Here is a 15,419-nt window from a genome sequence, read left to right on the forward strand (position 1 = left end):
GTCCGGCAAGTGGTGCACAAGCTCTTTAAATGGGGCCGACTATATAGCACAGTTGGGGCCGTTAGCGGGGGCGTTATGGTGGCCAGTGCTATTTCGTACATCGCCAGGCGTGATGATAACTGGACAACCGGAGTAGACCTGGTCTTAGGGGCCAACGCGCTAGCCTTTGGTACGGTAAGTATGGTACGCTTTAGTCGTAAGCGTGAGCGGAAGGTTATCGCTGATTTAGAGCAAGGTCAACCTCTACCGCCCGACGTAGCGGCCTGGGTGCCCTTGGTGAGAAATAACCGACGGAAAAATAAATAGCTTAATAAAAAGCCCCGCCGACGTAACGTTAGCGGGGCTTTTTAGTAAGTCATTTGCAATTACCCAACCGCCGGAATTTCCACGTTGTTGAAGCGGATCTGATGACCGTCTTCCAGCACAGCTTCCACCACGGCGTCTTTGCTTACGCGGCCTGAGAGGATGTCTTTCGACAGCTCATTGAGCACAAGGCGCTGCAGCACGCGCTTGAGTGGCCTAGCGCCAAACTGCGGGTCGAAGCCTTGCTCGCCGAGGAAGTCGAGCACCTCGTCGGTAGCCTCCAGCCGGATGCCGGCTTCTTCCAGGCGGTGCTGAATCTGCTTGAACTGGATGTCCACAATCTTGCGAATCTCCTTGCGCTTGAGCGGCTGGAACATCACAATCTCGTCGATGCGGTTCAGGAACTCGGGGCGCATATGCTGCTTCAGGCGCTCCACTACTTCGTCGCGGGTGCGGTCCACCACTTCGTCGTGGTTGTATTCATTCAGCTCTTTGAAGTTCTTCTGAATGATATCAGCCCCCGTGTTCGAGGTCATGATGATGATGGTGTTCTTGAAGTTCGCCACCCGGCCTTTGTTGTCGGTGAGGCGGCCATCATCCAGCACTTGTAGCAAGATGTTGAACACGTCGGGGTGAGCCTTCTCGATTTCGTCGAGCAGAATCACGGAATACGGCTTGCGGCGCACGGCCTCCGTCAGCTGGCCACCTTCATCGTAGCCCACGTAGCCGGGAGGTGCCCCAATGAGGCGCGACACAGCATGGCGCTCCTGGTACTCGCTCATATCAATGCGAACCATGCTGTTCTCATCATTGAACAGGTACTCGGCCAGGGCCTTGGCCAGCTCGGTTTTACCCACGCCGGTAGTGCCCAGGAAGATAAACGAGCCGATGGGCCGCTTGGGGTCCTGTAGGCCTGCCCGGGAGCGGCGCACCGCATCCGAAATAGCCGCAATGGCCTCGCTTTGGCCGGCTACCCGCTTGCCTAGCTCTTGCTCCAGGTTCAGCAGCTTCTCACGGTCCGACTGCAGCATTTTGCTTACCGGAATACCAGTCCACTTGGCCACTACTTCCGCAATGTCCTCCTGCGTCACCACTTCCTGCAGCATCGTGCCGCCGTCTTTGTTCTCATTGGCTTCATCCTGCAGGGCTTTCAGCTTGGCTTCGGCTTCCTGAATCTTGCCGTAGCGCAACTCCGCCACGCGGCCGTAGTCGCCCTGGCGCTCGGCTTGGTCGGCTTCCAGCTTGAAGCGCTCTATGTTTTCCTTCTCGGTCTGAATGCTGGTGAGAGCCGATTTCTCGTTTTCCCACTGGGCTTTCAAGGTGTCGCGCTTGGCAGTCAGCTCACTTAGCTCCTTGCTGAGCACGGCTTCCCGGTCGCGGTTGTCTTCGCGGCGGATGGCTTCGCGCTCAATTTCCAGCTGCATAATGCGGCGCTGCACCTCGTCCAGCTCGGCAGGCATAGAGTTCAGCTCGATGCGTAGCTTGGCTGCGGCCTCGTCCATCAGGTCAATTGCCTTGTCGGGCAGGAAACGGTCAGTGATGTAGCGCGAGCTAAGCTCTACGGCAGCAATTACGGCGTCATCCGTAATCCGGACGCCGTGGTGCAGCTCGTACTTCTCCTTAATGCCGCGCATGATGCTGATGGCGTCCTCAATGCTCGGCTCATCCACCATCACGGCCTGGAAACGGCGCTCTAGGGCCTTATCCTTCTCAATGTACTTCTGGTACTCCTTGAGAGTAGTAGCCCCGATGGAGTGCAGCTCACCACGAGCCAGAGCAGGCTTGAGCAGGTTCGCGGCGTCCATGGCGCCTTCGCCACCGCCGCCAGCACCAATCAGGGTGTGCATCTCGTCGATGAACAGGATGATCTGGCCTTCGGAGTCGGTTACTTCCTTGATGACGGACTTGAGGCGCTCCTCAAACTCGCCCTTGTACTTGGCGCCCGCAATGAGCAGACCCATATCCAGGGACATGATGATTTTGTCCTTGAGGTTTTCGGGCACGTCGCCGGCCACAATGCGCTGGGCCAGGCCCTCCACAATGGCGGTCTTACCTACGCCGGGCTCACCCAGCAGGACGGGGTTGTTCTTAGTACGGCGGCTCAGAATCTGGAGTACCCGCCGAATTTCCTCGTCGCGGCCGATAACTGGGTCCATTTTGCCGGTGCGCACCTGCTCGTTGAGGTTACGGGAGTAGCGGTTGAGACTCTGGTACTGGTCTTCGGCGGTCTGCGAGGTCACCTTGCGGCCCCCACGTAGCTCCTTAATGGCCGCTTTTAGGTCTTTCTCATTGAAGCCTGCGTCTTTCATCAGGGTAGCCACGGCGTCTTTACCGCCCAGCAGCCCCAGCAGCAGGTGCTCCACCGATACATATTCATCGTCAAACTCCTTCAAGAAGCCGGTAGCGCGCTGGAGAGCGGCAGCAGCTTCGTTGGAGAGGTAGGGCGAGCCCCCGCTTACTTTAGGGTAGCCCGCTACAAGAGCATCGAGGCGGGGCGTGAGAATGTTGAGGTTCACACCTAGCTTCTTGGCCAGAAACGACAGCACATTCTCGTCGCTCTGGAAGAGGCCCTTCAGCAGGTGGCCTGTTTCAATGGCTTGCTGCTGGTTGCCCCCGGCAATCTCGGTGGCCTTCTGCACGGCCTCCTGTGCCTTGATCGTATAGTTATTGAAGTTCATGATTGCTAGGTCGTTAGTAGGTGCTTCAGATTAAGAAGTTCTACGAGTGCCTTAGCAAACGGGGTGCAGAAGAGCCTTTACTGACTTTTTGGCTTATAATTGTTGAAATAGTTAGATTTAATGTGACAAAATTGCATAAATGAGCTGCTCTTACTGAGCAGATCGTGCCATATGTACACGTGCTGGGACGTTTCCTGGTGGCACTATATTCTCGGCAGACCTAACAGATACAGCTTTTTCGCTCGGCCGGTGAGCAAGCCTTTTTCCCACGTATAGTTTTCGGCTTCCAGATCGCTTATCAAAATGTCGAGATCATCCAGGGTGTAGGTTCGGGCGTTGGAAACGGCGCCATCCCAGGCAAAGCAGAAGGGAATAATAGGCAGTCCGTAGGTAAATAGCAGTTGCTTCCAGGTCAAGGGCCGCACAAACGGCGTAATGCACAAGCACATGAGGAATATCATGGGCAGCGAAACCCACCAAAGCGGGGTAGGAAAGCTGTTGTCGCTTATTTCGTAGATACAGATGGGTTGACGGCTGGCTTGGGCATTGGCAAGAATACGCCGGGCGGTATCGGGCTCCATGTGGTGGAAGCTCCCGACCATAGTGCGCACGCCCTGTAGCTCCGTAGTAACGTCGGCTGCATCTATCGGAGTCAGGGAGTAAGAAAGACCTGGAGTATGGCTGTTAGTTAGTCGCGTTGCGACTTCTACATTCGGGTACAAGTCGGTGAGCAGTAATGTTAGGTTGGCACCTCCCGGCTGGGCCTTCAATGCCTTGAATACCTCCAGCATGGGGCCGCCGCTACCAGAACAGAGGTCAACAATTGTTGGGCTGGATGAATGCTGGAGGGCTCTGGTTAACAGATGGGCTAGTTCTTGACGGGTGCCTAGCATGTTGTGCATTACCACCATAAGCCGGGTGAGGCAGTTCCTTAGCCACTTCGGAAACCATGAAAAATCCTCTAGCTCAAACAGGTGTATTCTCTTCATGCTACGGGATGCGCGGTGAAGCTGATGCACAAGAATATAGCGGGCAATATATAGAGCATAACTTAGTAGCAATTTATTCAATGCCCTAGCCGATAGTAGCGGAAGCAGCAAACAGCAACGCCCCGGAACCTGAGTGGTCGCGGGGCGTTGCTGTTTGTTAGTTTATGAGAATATTTAGCCCATATAGGCCTAGAGATCTACTTTACTAGGCCACCTGCTGGTTTAAGCCTAGGCCACTACCATTGGCGCGGCGAAACAGCAGACCCGATGCCACCCACAGACCGGCAAAGATGGTGTTCAGCACAATTACCCATAGCACACCCAGGTTAAGCTCAGGCCGCCAGATAGCCATAGCCACAAAAGGAACGGCAAACTGCGCAAGCGCCGTAGCAAACATGGCCTTCGACATGCCCTGCGGCTGGAGCTTCGCCAAAATGGCCCCGATGAAGCCGACAGCCAGCACCCCAGCATACAGCAGGTTGGCGGGGTTGTCTTCGCTGCCGATGAAGCCCACGGCAAGGTTGCCCCACACGAGTAGGAGGGAAGCCGTTATGGCCACGAGGGTAGCCCATCTATAGGCGCCACTGCGGCCTCGGCTTGCTACCAGCAGGTACACGAGACCTAGGACAAGCAGAAGGATGCCAGCCATTACAAAGTGCGCTACGGTCATAGGAGTAGTAGGTAAGGTGTAGAGATGATTCAGTTTGAAGCTCTGTACTGCTAGGCCAGTTGTTGGCTGGAACCCGAGCTGGGAGCACTGGCGCGGCGAAACAGCCAGCCCGAAACAGCCCATATCGCGGCGAAAGCCCCATTTGCTACCAACACGTTTACTAGGCCTACATTGGGTTCGGCAGCTGCACCTGCGGGCTTCCAGATAAATAAGGCTATTGCCGTAATTATCACATAGGTAAGCGAGGCCGCAAACATAGCGTTGGACATGCCCAGCGGCCGGAAACGCGCCACAAAGGCCCCGATGAGGGCAACCGCCAGCACCCCGACATACAGCATATTGACGGGGTTGTCTTCGCTCCCAACTAGCCCCACCGCCATGTTCGCCCACACGAGCAGGAGCCCGGCCGCTACCGCCACACCCACGGCAAGCCGGTACGCGGTACTGTTACCCATTCGTGCAATCAGAACAAACGTGAGGCCTGCGCCGAAGAGTAGGATGCCGGCCGCCACAAAGTCGCCGGGGCTCCAGAGCATGCCAGGGACAAACAATTTGGCCGCTAGGGGAATAAGCAGCAGTAGGCCAGTGCCCAGCGCCACGCGCAAAATGCTTTTGGTGAGTGTCATGACAGTAGTGCTTTGTGGTTGAAATGAGGGAGGAAAACTCTTTGGTCTCTGGTAGGTATTCGGTCTGGGCTTTTAGAAGAGGAGCGGCTATTGCTGCTCCTGAAGTGCTTTGCGAAATGCGACTTCGGCCTTCGTTATATCCTCCAGATACCCTTTCCGGTCAAGAAATGGAGCCACAGGATCGGTTGCGGTGGTGCGTTCTTCAAACTTGCGCTTCAGGCTAAAAGGCCGCGCATGGGAGGAGAGGTAGATATCGGCCGGTAGGCTCCGGAGCGTAGCAAAGCTGCGCTCTAGTTCGCGGCGTAGTGGCGCATCGTATGCCCAATTGAACAGGGAAGTAGGCATAGGCAACGACAGGCTGCCCACACTGACAGCTAGCAGTTCCCGGTTGCCATCCTGGACCGGAAATGCCCAGGTGGTGCAGCCCGGCGTGTGGCCAGCCGTAACGTGTGCCGTGAGGCGAATAGGCCCCAGGCTGATCTGGGCGCCGTCTTGGAACTGGTGGTCTATGTGGGGAGCCGGGTAGCGCATGAGGCCGCTGTATATAAGCCAGTTCAATGGGGCCACGTTCCGGTGGCTAGCCCCGCCCGAGGCTACCATGTCGGCATCCCCTTCACTTACCCACAATTGCGCGCCGGAGGCTTGCTGCAGTGCTGCTAGGCCACCGGCATGGTCGAAGTGGGCGTGGGAGTTGAGGAGGATTTTTACATCAGTAATGCGAAAACCTAGGGTGGCAATGTTCTTCAAAATCATTGGGGCCGTACCGGGGTAGCCGCCATCAATAAGCACGTGGCCCGCGGGGCCGGTAAGCAAAAAGGATGTTACATCACGGCTGCCCACATAATAGAGATTGCCAGCAATGCGAAACGGCTCCCTGGGCAGCTGTCCGCCATCGTTGATGGCTGCTTTCCACTTAGGCAGTAAAATGAGTGCAGCCACCGCAAGCACAACCGCAGCACCTACTAGGAATCGGCGCTTTAAGCTCCATCTACTTTTAATCCCTTTGGGGCTGGTCATGGCAACAGGAGGACTGATTCTGTGATGTTGTGCTGAGCAATTTATTACATGAGTAAAAGTACTTTGTTTTTCAAAGTAAGCAAGCAAATCCAGATAAATTTTGCCTCACTTATCTATCGAGTTTGCTGAGAGCTAATCCAGTCGAATAATTCGCTCTACCTGAAGCTGCTCTAGAAAAGCCTCATCGTGCGATACCATAATCAGGGTGCCGTGGTAGTCGTGCAGAGCTGCTATTAGGATATCCAGGTTCTGCAGGTCGAGGTTATTAGTAGGCTCATCCAAGATGATCAGGTCCAGGGAGTGGTGGCTGATCATCAGGCCGCAGAGCAGTATACGCATTTTCTCGCCGCCGCTCAAGGTGCGGCAGGGGTTGTCCTAATAAGCCAATTAAACAGGAAGCACATCAGCCAAATCTTGATTTCGTGCTCCTGCAGCCCTGATGCATTGAGCTGGCGGGCCTACTTGCCAATAAGCAATCTGTTAAGTGTGTTCTGCTGAAACCCTCGAGGATTAATTATCGGACACTAGGGTAGCAGAATATCCTCCTGGTAACCGCTACCGTAGCCAATTTAATCGGCGGCTATTTTTGCCAATGATTTTAAGTAGGTTGTACCCCTCCGTAGCTAGTATGCGAGGGTTCATGCGGGAAAAGATAATGCCCGGTTTAAGTTCTACGGGTACTGCAGCTACCCGCAACTGCGGAACTCGAGCCGTACGAAACAGGAACTCCAGATCAAATAGATACCGGTCAACCTGCGTTTGCAGAAATAGCGCCTTGCCTTGCGTATTGAATCCTTTGATGCCGCATTGAGTGTCGGACACCGGTAACCGCAGCAAATAGCGGGTGAAAAACCGCAAGGTGCGCGAAATGCCTGTGCGTATGGCGGGTACCTCGGCGTAGTAAGCATCGTCGCGTACGCCAACTGCAATGTCACAGCACTGCTCTGCTAGCTTGCGAAACACTGCCGCTACGCTATCTTCCTGATAGGGAAAGTCAATATCAGTGAAAAAGCAATAGGGATTGGCAGCCTGTTGTACCCCGTAGCGTAGGGCATAGCCTTTGCCCCGGTTTTGTTCATAGGATAAATAGTGAAACTGTGGCAGTGCTGCCCGAAGCAACGTGATGTCGGCCGCAGTAGGAGGCTGAGAGGAGCCATCGTTAACCACATATACCGTGAAATCGGCTTCTGGAACGCGCTGCTGCAAACCCCGCATACACGTAACAAGGTTGGCTGCCCAGCCTGCTGGTGGATTATAGCACGGGAGAACTAAGTCGGTAGGGATACGCGGCATGAGTTAGGAAGCCGGCTGCCAGGTAAAGCAGCCTGGTGGTAGTTTCTAATCCTGTAAAGGAAGATTGTTTTTGCACGGTCTGCCCGACGCAAGAGTTTCGTATACATCGGCATAGGCAGGCCGAATAAGTACATCAGCAGCTTCAAACTTCTCGCCTTCCAGATATACTTCCAACCGATTATCAGGATGTTGAAGCCGGGTGCTTAACCTGGAGCAAAGCCACCCGTGGTATATATCGGTGACCGTTGAAACCAATATTTCCTGGTTTCTTACTTCTTGGCCGGTTTTTCCGTCTAGTTCGCGCAAGTGCAGAACTGGCAAGCTTTTCATATTCACGGAGCTCACCCATACGGAGGCCTCGTATGTAGTAGTGTCCTGGGCTTGTGGTACTAGGCCCTTCCATAATACTAAGCTGCCCGTACCTGCTATACTGGGATTACCTAGGGGGGAGCGCCCCGCTGTAGGTTTCCAGGATTGCAGACGCACCACATCGGGCCGCGGCTCGTAAGTAGCTAGGGCGCTCAAAGCAGCCTTCCTATGAGGTTCTGCATTCAGGGCTGATAAAGGCAACTCGTAGAGTGAAGCGCGTTTGTCAGTCAGAAGTAAGCGAGCTTTGCTCACCAAGTTCTGTTCTGACTTACTCAACGGATGTGGGGTTACCAGTAATAGCAGAGGCTTTTGGTTAGGAAAATCACGGAGTATTTCTTTAGGCAGTACATCGTTGCTGAGAAGCTGCAGGATAGCCGCTGAGCGACTCCAAGAGGCTCGCGACATAGAAGCCGACACCAAGGGGAGACCAGTCTCAAGCGACGTGCGCATTGATTCGTACATAGAACCACCTCCTCCAAACTGGAGTACTTCTGACCCAATCAGGTAAAACGGCATCGGAAGAATAGCTTGGAAGTCGGTAACGGAACGATTCCAGCTTAAGTGTGCCATATACGAATCCTGGGGCTCCATAAAGTCCTGGGTTATCTCGATGCCCGAAACGCGTTGGGCAAACGATGTTGTAGCATTGCGGCTTTCCCAACCCCAAATGGCTATCAGCAGCACCGATAAAGACAACGCAAAGCGGCCGGCCCGCCTATTGCGCAGATAACGGAAAAGCAGGCTAAAGTAAAATACTACATACACCGTGTATATGTAATAGAAGATCCAGGCGAAACGGCCAATGGAGCGAAACTGCTTAAGTGGCTTCAGGTATTCTAGCAGCCCCGTGAGGCCCCAAATAAACGGAACGCCGCTGGCGAATAACGCACTAAGAATACCCGCATATATTCCAATGCGCAACGGCAAGGGCAACACCGGTTTTAGTATTAAGTCCGGTCGGAGGCGAATGAGGTATTGTACTACCCGAATAATAGTCAGGAACAGGGTTACTAGGCCAATAAGTCCTACATAAGCCCACCCCTCCCAAATCTCAGCCGATTCGGTTTTAAGTGCGGTTTTCCAAAACCCTCGCAGGGGTTCTAATACGGGGTAAAAGATACTGGCAAAGCCTGAGCGATAGTGCAGAAACCCCCAAGGAGTAGCAGGCCGGTCGGGAACACTATCAGTAGCCACCATAAAAAGCTGGAATACACCTACTGAAAGTAACCCCGCCAGCATGACGCGTCCGGTCAGTCCTTTAGTATAGGAAGAGGCCTTGTTATGCTGTAGTAAGGCCACAAGTCCATAAGCCAAGGCCAGCAACGCTGCCATCGTAACCCAATAGGGGTGCAGCAGGCCCGCCATAAAAGCAACTGCAACATAAAGTGCTAAGGGCCGCCAACTGTACTTTTCTGTGCTGGCAAAGGCCTTGATAAGAAGGTACCAGTAGAGCGGAATAATAAAGCTGTACGACAAGGCATAGTGCGCTAGGATACGCTCAAATTGCGGCGACATAAAGCTTATCAGTAGCGCCCCAATTACTGCTGACCACACAGGTACTAGATTAGCCCTAAGGATGCGGAACAACAGTAGCGCTGTGAGCGGAAAGGCTCCTAGCATAAACGCATTCAGGAAGCCTAAGCCAGAGTGAGGCAAGGGTAGTCCTAGTTGCTTTAGATAGGCTAGCGAGATAGATAAGAGAGGCTGCCCATCGGCGTAAACCACATGGTCGCCGTACGGATACATCATCCCACTGAAGTGAGTGTTGTAGCCGTATAGAACGTGATATAAGTAGGTATAATAGTTTTTTAGTCCGTCGCCATCAGAGCTGAGGAGATAAGAGCCCGGATGGATTAAGACATCCTTAAAAGCTGTTTTAAGAAGGAATAACGCAGCAACTAGCAGTACTATCTCAGGAAGCCTGCGGCGGAGAAACGAAATTATTTTATAAAGCCAAATGGACACAACTGGCAGATAAAAAGGGAAAGATATAGTGCAAATATAGGCGTAGTGATGTGTCTGGCTGGAATCATTTGCTTGTCATTGCAAGGATGGCCGCAGGTGGGCAGTACTGCTGCTTAGTGCTTTTACCTTTCAGTATGGAAGCTGAGCCGCTGATTGTAAGGCTTAAAACCAATGCACGCCGCCAGTGAAAGGTAGTGAACTATTGATGTGGCTTAGGTAAGCCGAATGGCTTGCTGTACATGCAATTGCTGCAGGAACAACTCATCGTGCGATACTACAATCAAAGTGCCGTGGTAGTCGTGGAGGGCGGAGGTTAGGATGCCCAGGTTCTGCAGGTCGAGGTTGTTGGTGGGCTCATCCAGAATGATCAGGTCCGGGGCCTGATGCCTGATCATCAGGCAACAGAGGAGCAGGCGCATTTTCTCGCCGCCACTGAGGGTGTGGCAGGGTTTATCCCGATAGGCCGAGGTAAGTAGGAAGCGGGCCAGCCGAATCTTGATTTCGTGCTCCTGCAGTCTTGATGTGTTGAACTGCTGCGCTTGCTCGTACACCAAAAGCTGGTTGTTAATGAGGGAATATTCCTGGTCGATGAAAACGGCTTTGTTTACGGCGCGATAGAGCGTGCCTTGCGTAGGCTCCAGGTAGCCTAGTAGAAGTTTGATCAGGGTGCTTTTGCCGGAACCATTCAGCCCGTGCAGCGCCAGTCGCTCACCGCTTTGAATCTGGAAGCTTAGGGCCTCAGGCCACAGTAGGCGCGGGCCGTAGCCGTAGTTCAGGTCAGTGGCGGTGAAAAGTATCTTGCCTTTGTGCAGACTGTAATCATCGAAGCCGAACTTTATTTTGTCGGTATCGGTTAGCTCCTGGGAAAGCGCGCCTACTTCTCAGTATGGATGCCCTTGAGGCGGGAGGTGCATTGTTCGGCGCTGTTGCGCATCATGTTAAACATGATGGTGGGTAGGCCTGCTTTGTATTGGTTTTTCTTGCCGCGGGCATCTAGCTTTTGTTTACGTTCCAAGGCTTCGCATTCCGTTTCGCGGGCTTTGCGGAGGGCAGTTGCGCGGCTCCTAATATCCTGGTTGAGCGCCTGACTTTCCACCTGCTTTTGCTCGGCATAGACCTCGTAGTTGCCACCATACAGCGCAATTCCCCGCTTGCTCAGTTCCGCAACCGTGTCGAGCAGATTCAGCAATTTCCGGTCGTGGCTGACTACCAGCAGCGTGGCAGAGCTGGTCTTGATGAAGTTGTAGAGCAGTTGCCGGCCGGCGGTATCGCGGTGATTGCTAGGCTCATCGAGCAATATCAGTTCGGGCTGACGCAACCCCTGGCCAAGCCCTAGTGCCCTAACGCTTCCTGGCTCCGTTCCTCAATGGTCCAGTCATCATCCAGCACGGCCATATTGGCTTCGGTGGCTTGGCCATCCAGAATGTCCTGCAGGGCCGTGATTTTGGCCTCAATATGCAGTGCCTGGGCCACGGTCAGGTGGTTGAACTGGCCAAAATGCTGCGGAATGTAGTAGGGCGCAGAGCTAGTCTGCACGCGCCCGCTGGATGGCACCAAAAGCCCTGCCATTATCTATAGCAGCGTAGACTTTCCGACGCCGTTGTTGCCGATCAGGGCAATCTTCTGGTGGCGATTAAGGGCCAGATTCAGACCCTCAAATAGCACATCTTTATTGGGGTGTGCGTACCCGAGGTTTTGTAGCAGTAGCATGAGTTCTTTCTCTAAAAGCAAGATATAGCCGCCCATAGGGTGGGTCGGCTACTCGATTGACGAAAGCAATCAGCTATTACATAAACCGGTATTTGGGGTTGGTAGATGCATAAATACGGTTTCTAGCCAACAGCTGCGCTAGGCTGGTAGCGGCGCCTTTATGTAAGTGGCAGAAACACTTACCGCCTGTTCAGCTTATAGAGTAGCTGGCCCGAAAGCCAGTAACACTCAAGAGAAAGCAACTATGAAAGAACAAGGCCTGACGGCGGCGGATATTGACCGCATCATAGAAATGGCCTGGGAAGACCGTACCCCGTTTGAAGCCATAAAGCTGCAATTTGGTCTTTCGGAGCAGGAAGTGATTACGCTGATGCGGCGAGAAATGAAGGCCTCGTCGTGGCGCATGTGGCGGGCTAGAGTGCAGGGCCGCGCCACCAAGCACCGGGCTAAAAGTGCCGTAGACGATGGTCGGTTTAAATCCAGCCTGCAGCGAAGCATCACGCTTAACACTATTTCTAAACGCAGATAAACTAATAGCTTGCTGATGCATTACTTATCAAGCAGCCGTATCCAAGCGGTAACATTATACTATGTCCTGTAGCTTAATGCCTAGGTACTGTGTTCGATAAATCAAGGCGTTTGAAAGCCGCCCGATACTAGACTAGCGGTAGTGAGGAACTGGTAATGATTGACTGATTTTGGGTACTGCACACGCTATTTCTGGTGACTTCTGTGTTTGCTAAGGCAGAATGGCCTAGTGCTAACTCTGCAAAACGTATGAAAGCTAGAACTCAAGACCGGCAGTAAGGCCAAGCGTACGATAATGCAGGTTACCGAGCGCTTCAAAGCCAATGATAGATTGATTGATACCTGGGTTAAATAGTCGGTCGCGGCCGGCGCTGTATTGTACTTCAAGGGTTGGTGAAAGCCGGCTTTTGGTTTTCAACTGAATCCCCGCACGAACCATGCCTCCGAAGGTGTCATGCCAGGTATTAGATGGCACTGCCGTACCCGATACAACATCCTCCCGAAAAGTAGCCGAACCTCCATTAGCATAGTTCAAGAGCGTGTACGACATCGTTGTCTGGTTGTTGATGTACATGCCTATTACCGGACCGGCTGCTAGGTATGGGCGCAGAAAACCTGAGGTTAGACTATAGCTGATCAGCAGCGGCACTTGCGCATGCCGGACTTCCAGGCTGAACGGTAACTGGAGCTGCTCGCCGGTGTTAGATGTGCCCAACATTGCCGTCTTCTGCTGAGTGGCTTTGTTGCGGAGCCGGGAATAATAAACGCCGCCAATGAAGGACCAAGGACCGTCATTGGCCAAACGCAGCTCAATACCATAGGTAGGAAGCACCTCGGAGGAAGCCCAGCCGCGTTGGAAGTCGGGTGAAAGAGAGTAGAAAAGCTGACTACTTTGAAGGCCAGCGTGTGCACTTATCCGCAACCTAACAGTGCTAGGTACTTTGGGAAGCCGATAATCGTGAGTAGGAGTGCTGGCGTGGCACAAGGTATCATAGCGCAAAGTGAGGTCACTCAGCTGCTCTTCATTAAAGCGAATGAGGGGTATGACATCAATTACCACAGCGCAATCTTTGAACAGAACGGGCAGTACGCTCAGGTAAGTGGCGCGCCGGATTTCAACAAGACTCCCGCCCATTGGCTCGACGAAATATTGCACGGCTTCCGATGGAGCTTCTCCCACCTCCGGGCGGTGGCGCTCCACATTATGGTTGTAGCGGTAGAAGTTTGCGTGGCCAGCCAGAAGCTGTTGCATAAATACCGTTGCCGAATCGGTGGTGCCAGTCTCGGAGTTGTATTTGCGCCCAACGGTTCGCCGCACAAACCGCCGTCCGTCCGCTAAGCCAAACCCGCGGAGGTCTTGTATCCCAAACTTCTTTGTACTAGCCTCCTCATTTGCCCGAAGTGTCAGGCCGTGTTCAGTAACGAAAGGGGGGACCGTTAGCTTTCCTCGCAGCGTATCGCCCTGCGTGGTGATAACATAGCCGAGCTGGTCTTTAATGCGGTTTTGAGCCGTGGTTGGAGCCGGAAAGGCAGCTAGGAGAGCCCCGAAGCCTCCAAGCAACTTATGCAAGATGCGCATCTACAATTACCTTCTAATTACAATAAAGCACGGCCGTCGGTACTGTCAGGAAATAAGCCGTCGGATACAATTCAATAAAACCTGAGCTGTTCAAGGTGGATCGGTAGCAAAAGTACGCCAATACGCTGCAGCACATGCTCAGGATAAGATAAAATAGTAGCACGGTTATACAAGCCATCTGAGCAAGCGCAAAGTCGTTGCTAAGAGTGATTTGCGGTGCGGATCAACTATATTGAAGAAGTTCTTCCACGTTTCAATCCAGCTTATACACCTATGGAAACTGACACCCTGCTAGGTCCTCTGAAGGATGCAACCCGCCGCGAAGTAGGTGGCGTGCAAGTTGACGTAGTGCGCACCGGCAACTCGCGCGTGAAGCGGGTGGTGTATCCGGCGGGCTTTCGGTGGTCGAAGGATATGAAGCCCATTATCGGGACGGAACTGTGCCAGCACGCGCACGTGGGGTTTCTGGCCTCCGGTCGGCTTGCTATTCAGTATGCCGATGGGGTGCTGGAGGAGTACGTAGCGCCACAGGTAGTAGCCATTGCGCCGGGCCACGATGGGTGGGTGGTAGGAGAGGAGCAAGCCGTGCTCATTGAGTTTGACTTTGAAGGCGAGACCGTGGAGCGCCTAGGCCTGACGCGGCCGTAATCCCCTGCTCATCGGTTGAGCTGCCCCACGGCCCTAGTAAACGGCAGCGCCACACGCCACAGCGCCTCCGGGCTGTCAAGGCCGGGAGGCGTTGTACAGGCCAACGGGGTAAGGCTACCTGTGTACAGCGTGTAGCTGCGTGTTCATGAGAGTAGCCAGCACAGAGTCAGGCAGCAGCAGGCTGGAGAAGAAGTTGACTTTAGCTCCCAGCGTGGGCAAAGAGCGGGCGGCACCTTCCATGAGGGCATCGTAGCCTTCCTCAGCTACGGCGCGGGCCGAGGCGGTATGCGCGGCGGCGCGGGTGTTTTCGGCGTGGGCTGTGCGGAAGAAATTGGTATCGGTGGGCGGCGGGCACAGAATGGTCATGGTCACGGCTGAGCGTTGTTGCTTAAGCTCGTGCTGTACGGCCTCGGTGAAGCTGAGCACAAATGCTTTGGTGGCAGCATATACGGCCTGGCAAGGGCTAGGCGAAAACGACGCCACAGAGCCTACCTGCAGAATGCGGCCTTCGTTGCGCGCTACCATGTCGCGCAGGTACAGCTTGGTCAGATACACCAGTGAGGCAGCATTTACTTGAATAATACGCAGCTCGGTTTCAACGTCGGTGTCAGTGAAATAGCCGGTTTCGCCAAAGCCTGCGTCGTTTACCAGTGCATCAATCCGCAGGCCTCGTTGCGTGGTTTCGGCGTAGAGTTGTTCGGCGGCATCTGGGCGGCTGAGGTCAAAAGGTAGCAGCACAATGTCTACTCCACCAAACTCCTGATGGATCAGACGGGCTGCTTCCTTCAACTCATCGAGGTGGCGGGCTACCAGCACCACGCGGTAATCATCGCGAGCGAAGCACCGGGCCAACTCAAATCCGATACCGCTGGAGGCACCGGTTATTAAGGCAGTTTGGTCGTTCATGGCCGTAGGGGGTTAAGGTGAATGACACTATGTCTAATATACTGATAAACAGGCAATTTATTCTTGAAAAGGTGGCTTCTGGAAGGAGTGCATTTGGGTTTCCACTTGAACATTACCTAGGTGGACGCAACCTCTCTT

The 15,419-nt window shown here is 53.8% G+C and carries 16 protein-coding genes; 2 read left to right on the top strand and 14 right to left on the bottom strand.

Translation table 11 applies throughout. From position 1 onward, the window contains the following. Positions 1-365: 365 nt before the first annotated feature. From clpB to ACYVGU_RS00510, 12 genes are all read right to left on the bottom strand, one after another. Positions 366-2,981, bottom strand: a complete 2,616-nt coding sequence (gene clpB / locus ACYVGU_RS00455) for an ATP-dependent Clp protease ATP-binding subunit (protein ID WP_460620452.1) — start codon at positions 2,979-2,981, stop codon at positions 366-368. Between the two features lie 203 nt (positions 2,982-3,184). After that, positions 3,185-3,772: a hypothetical protein gene (locus ACYVGU_RS00460; protein WP_460620453.1), complete on the bottom strand. Its 588-nt coding sequence runs from the start codon at positions 3,770-3,772 to the stop codon at positions 3,185-3,187. A gap of 403 nt (positions 3,773-4,175) precedes the next feature. Beyond that, complete coding sequence (locus ACYVGU_RS00465) at positions 4,176-4,640, bottom strand: hypothetical protein (RefSeq protein WP_460620454.1); 465 nt, start codon at positions 4,638-4,640, stop codon at positions 4,176-4,178. Positions 4,641-4,690: 50 nt separating this feature from the next. After that, positions 4,691-5,266, bottom strand: coding sequence for a hypothetical protein (locus ACYVGU_RS00470; protein WP_460620455.1), 576 nt, complete (start codon positions 5,264-5,266; stop codon positions 4,691-4,693). An 87-nt stretch (positions 5,267-5,353) separates the two neighbouring features. Then, complete coding sequence (gene bla, locus ACYVGU_RS00475; RefSeq protein WP_460620456.1) at positions 5,354-6,205, bottom strand: MBL fold metallo-hydrolase; 852 nt, start codon at positions 6,203-6,205, stop codon at positions 5,354-5,356. 210 nt (positions 6,206-6,415) lie between these two features. Next, positions 6,416-6,622 (bottom strand): P-loop NTPase family protein, encoded by a 207-nt coding sequence (locus ACYVGU_RS00480; RefSeq protein ID WP_460620457.1) that lies wholly within the window; start codon positions 6,620-6,622, stop codon positions 6,416-6,418. Positions 6,623-6,838: 216 nt separating this feature from the next. Then, the gene (locus ACYVGU_RS00485) at positions 6,839-7,576 is read right to left on the bottom strand and encodes a glycosyltransferase family 2 protein (protein ID WP_460620458.1); all 738 of its coding nucleotides are present in this window, start codon (positions 7,574-7,576) and stop codon (positions 6,839-6,841) included. A 45-nt stretch (positions 7,577-7,621) separates the two neighbouring features. Next, positions 7,622-9,460 (bottom strand): hypothetical protein, encoded by a 1,839-nt coding sequence (locus tag ACYVGU_RS00490; RefSeq protein WP_460620459.1) that lies wholly within the window; start codon positions 9,458-9,460, stop codon positions 7,622-7,624. A gap of 662 nt (positions 9,461-10,122) precedes the next feature. Then, on the bottom strand, positions 10,123-10,749 hold the full coding sequence (locus tag ACYVGU_RS00495; RefSeq protein WP_460621981.1) for an ATP-binding cassette domain-containing protein: 627 nt from the start codon (positions 10,747-10,749) through the stop codon (positions 10,123-10,125). 35 nt (positions 10,750-10,784) lie between these two features. Then, a complete protein-coding gene (locus tag ACYVGU_RS00500) occupies positions 10,785-11,228 on the bottom strand; it encodes an ATP-binding cassette domain-containing protein (protein ID WP_460620460.1) in 444 nt (147 codons plus the stop codon). A gap of 14 nt (positions 11,229-11,242) precedes the next feature. Continuing rightward, entirely contained in the window at positions 11,243-11,446 is a 204-nt protein-coding gene (locus ACYVGU_RS00505; protein ID WP_460620461.1) for a hypothetical protein, read from the bottom strand. 36 nt (positions 11,447-11,482) lie between these two features. Beyond that, positions 11,483-11,620: an ATP-binding cassette domain-containing protein gene (locus ACYVGU_RS00510; RefSeq protein ID WP_460620462.1), complete on the bottom strand. Its 138-nt coding sequence runs from the start codon at positions 11,618-11,620 to the stop codon at positions 11,483-11,485. Between the two features lie 244 nt (positions 11,621-11,864). On the opposite strand from ACYVGU_RS00510, the gene ACYVGU_RS00515 reads away from it, so the two are divergent. Then, positions 11,865-12,149 carry a TIGR03643 family protein gene (locus ACYVGU_RS00515; protein ID WP_460613019.1) on the top strand — a complete coding sequence of 95 codons (285 nt, stop codon included), beginning with the start codon at positions 11,865-11,867 and terminating at the stop codon, positions 12,147-12,149. A 255-nt stretch (positions 12,150-12,404) separates the two neighbouring features. Here the strand turns inward: ACYVGU_RS00515 and ACYVGU_RS00520 are convergent, their stop codons facing one another. Continuing rightward, positions 12,405-13,727: a hypothetical protein gene (locus tag ACYVGU_RS00520; protein WP_460620463.1), complete on the bottom strand. Its 1,323-nt coding sequence runs from the start codon at positions 13,725-13,727 to the stop codon at positions 12,405-12,407. 273 nt (positions 13,728-14,000) lie between these two features. Here ACYVGU_RS00520 and ACYVGU_RS00525 point away from each other — a divergent pair, with 273 nt between their 5' ends. Then, the gene (locus tag ACYVGU_RS00525) at positions 14,001-14,375 is read left to right on the top strand and encodes a cupin domain-containing protein (protein ID WP_460620464.1); all 375 of its coding nucleotides are present in this window, start codon (positions 14,001-14,003) and stop codon (positions 14,373-14,375) included. Positions 14,376-14,489: 114 nt separating this feature from the next. Here the strand turns inward: ACYVGU_RS00525 and ACYVGU_RS00530 are convergent, their stop codons facing one another. Next, positions 14,490-15,281, bottom strand: a complete 792-nt coding sequence (locus ACYVGU_RS00530) for an SDR family NAD(P)-dependent oxidoreductase (protein ID WP_460620465.1) — start codon at positions 15,279-15,281, stop codon at positions 14,490-14,492. Between the last annotated feature and the right edge of the window lie 138 nt (positions 15,282-15,419).

This window comes from Hymenobacter tenuis, assembly GCF_054780495.1.

Bases quoted from the DNA above. Each gene is read 5' to 3' on its own strand.
- clpB (WP_460620452.1), bottom strand. From the start codon at position 2,981: ATGAACTTCAATAACTATACGATCAAGGCACAGGAGGCCGTGCAGAAG.
- ACYVGU_RS00460 (WP_460620453.1), bottom strand. From the start codon at position 3,772: ATGCTGGAGGTATTCAAGGCATTGAAGGCCCAGCCGGGAGGTGCCAAC.
- ACYVGU_RS00465 (WP_460620454.1), bottom strand. From the start codon at position 4,640: ATGACCGTAGCGCACTTTGTAATGGCTGGCATCCTTCTGCTTGTCCTA.
- ACYVGU_RS00470 (WP_460620455.1), bottom strand. From the start codon at position 5,266: ATGACACTCACCAAAAGCATTTTGCGCGTGGCGCTGGGCACTGGCCTA.
- ACYVGU_RS00480 (WP_460620457.1), bottom strand. From the start codon at position 6,622: ATGCGTATACTGCTCTGCGGCCTGATGATCAGCCACCACTCCCTGGAC.
- ACYVGU_RS00485 (WP_460620458.1), bottom strand. From the start codon at position 7,576: ATGCCGCGTATCCCTACCGACTTAGTTCTCCCGTGCTATAATCCACCA.
- ACYVGU_RS00490 (WP_460620459.1), bottom strand. From the start codon at position 9,460: ATGTCGCCGCAATTTGAGCGTATCCTAGCGCACTATGCCTTGTCGTAC.
- ACYVGU_RS00510 (WP_460620462.1), bottom strand. From the start codon at position 11,620: ATGCTACTGCTACAAAACCTCGGGTACGCACACCCCAATAAAGATGTG.
- ACYVGU_RS00515 (WP_460613019.1), top strand. From the start codon at position 11,865: ATGAAAGAACAAGGCCTGACGGCGGCGGATATTGACCGCATCATAGAA.
- ACYVGU_RS00520 (WP_460620463.1), bottom strand. From the start codon at position 13,727: ATGCGCATCTTGCATAAGTTGCTTGGAGGCTTCGGGGCTCTCCTAGCT.
- ACYVGU_RS00525 (WP_460620464.1), top strand. From the start codon at position 14,001: ATGGAAACTGACACCCTGCTAGGTCCTCTGAAGGATGCAACCCGCCGC.
- ACYVGU_RS00530 (WP_460620465.1), bottom strand. From the start codon at position 15,281: ATGAACGACCAAACTGCCTTAATAACCGGTGCCTCCAGCGGTATCGGA.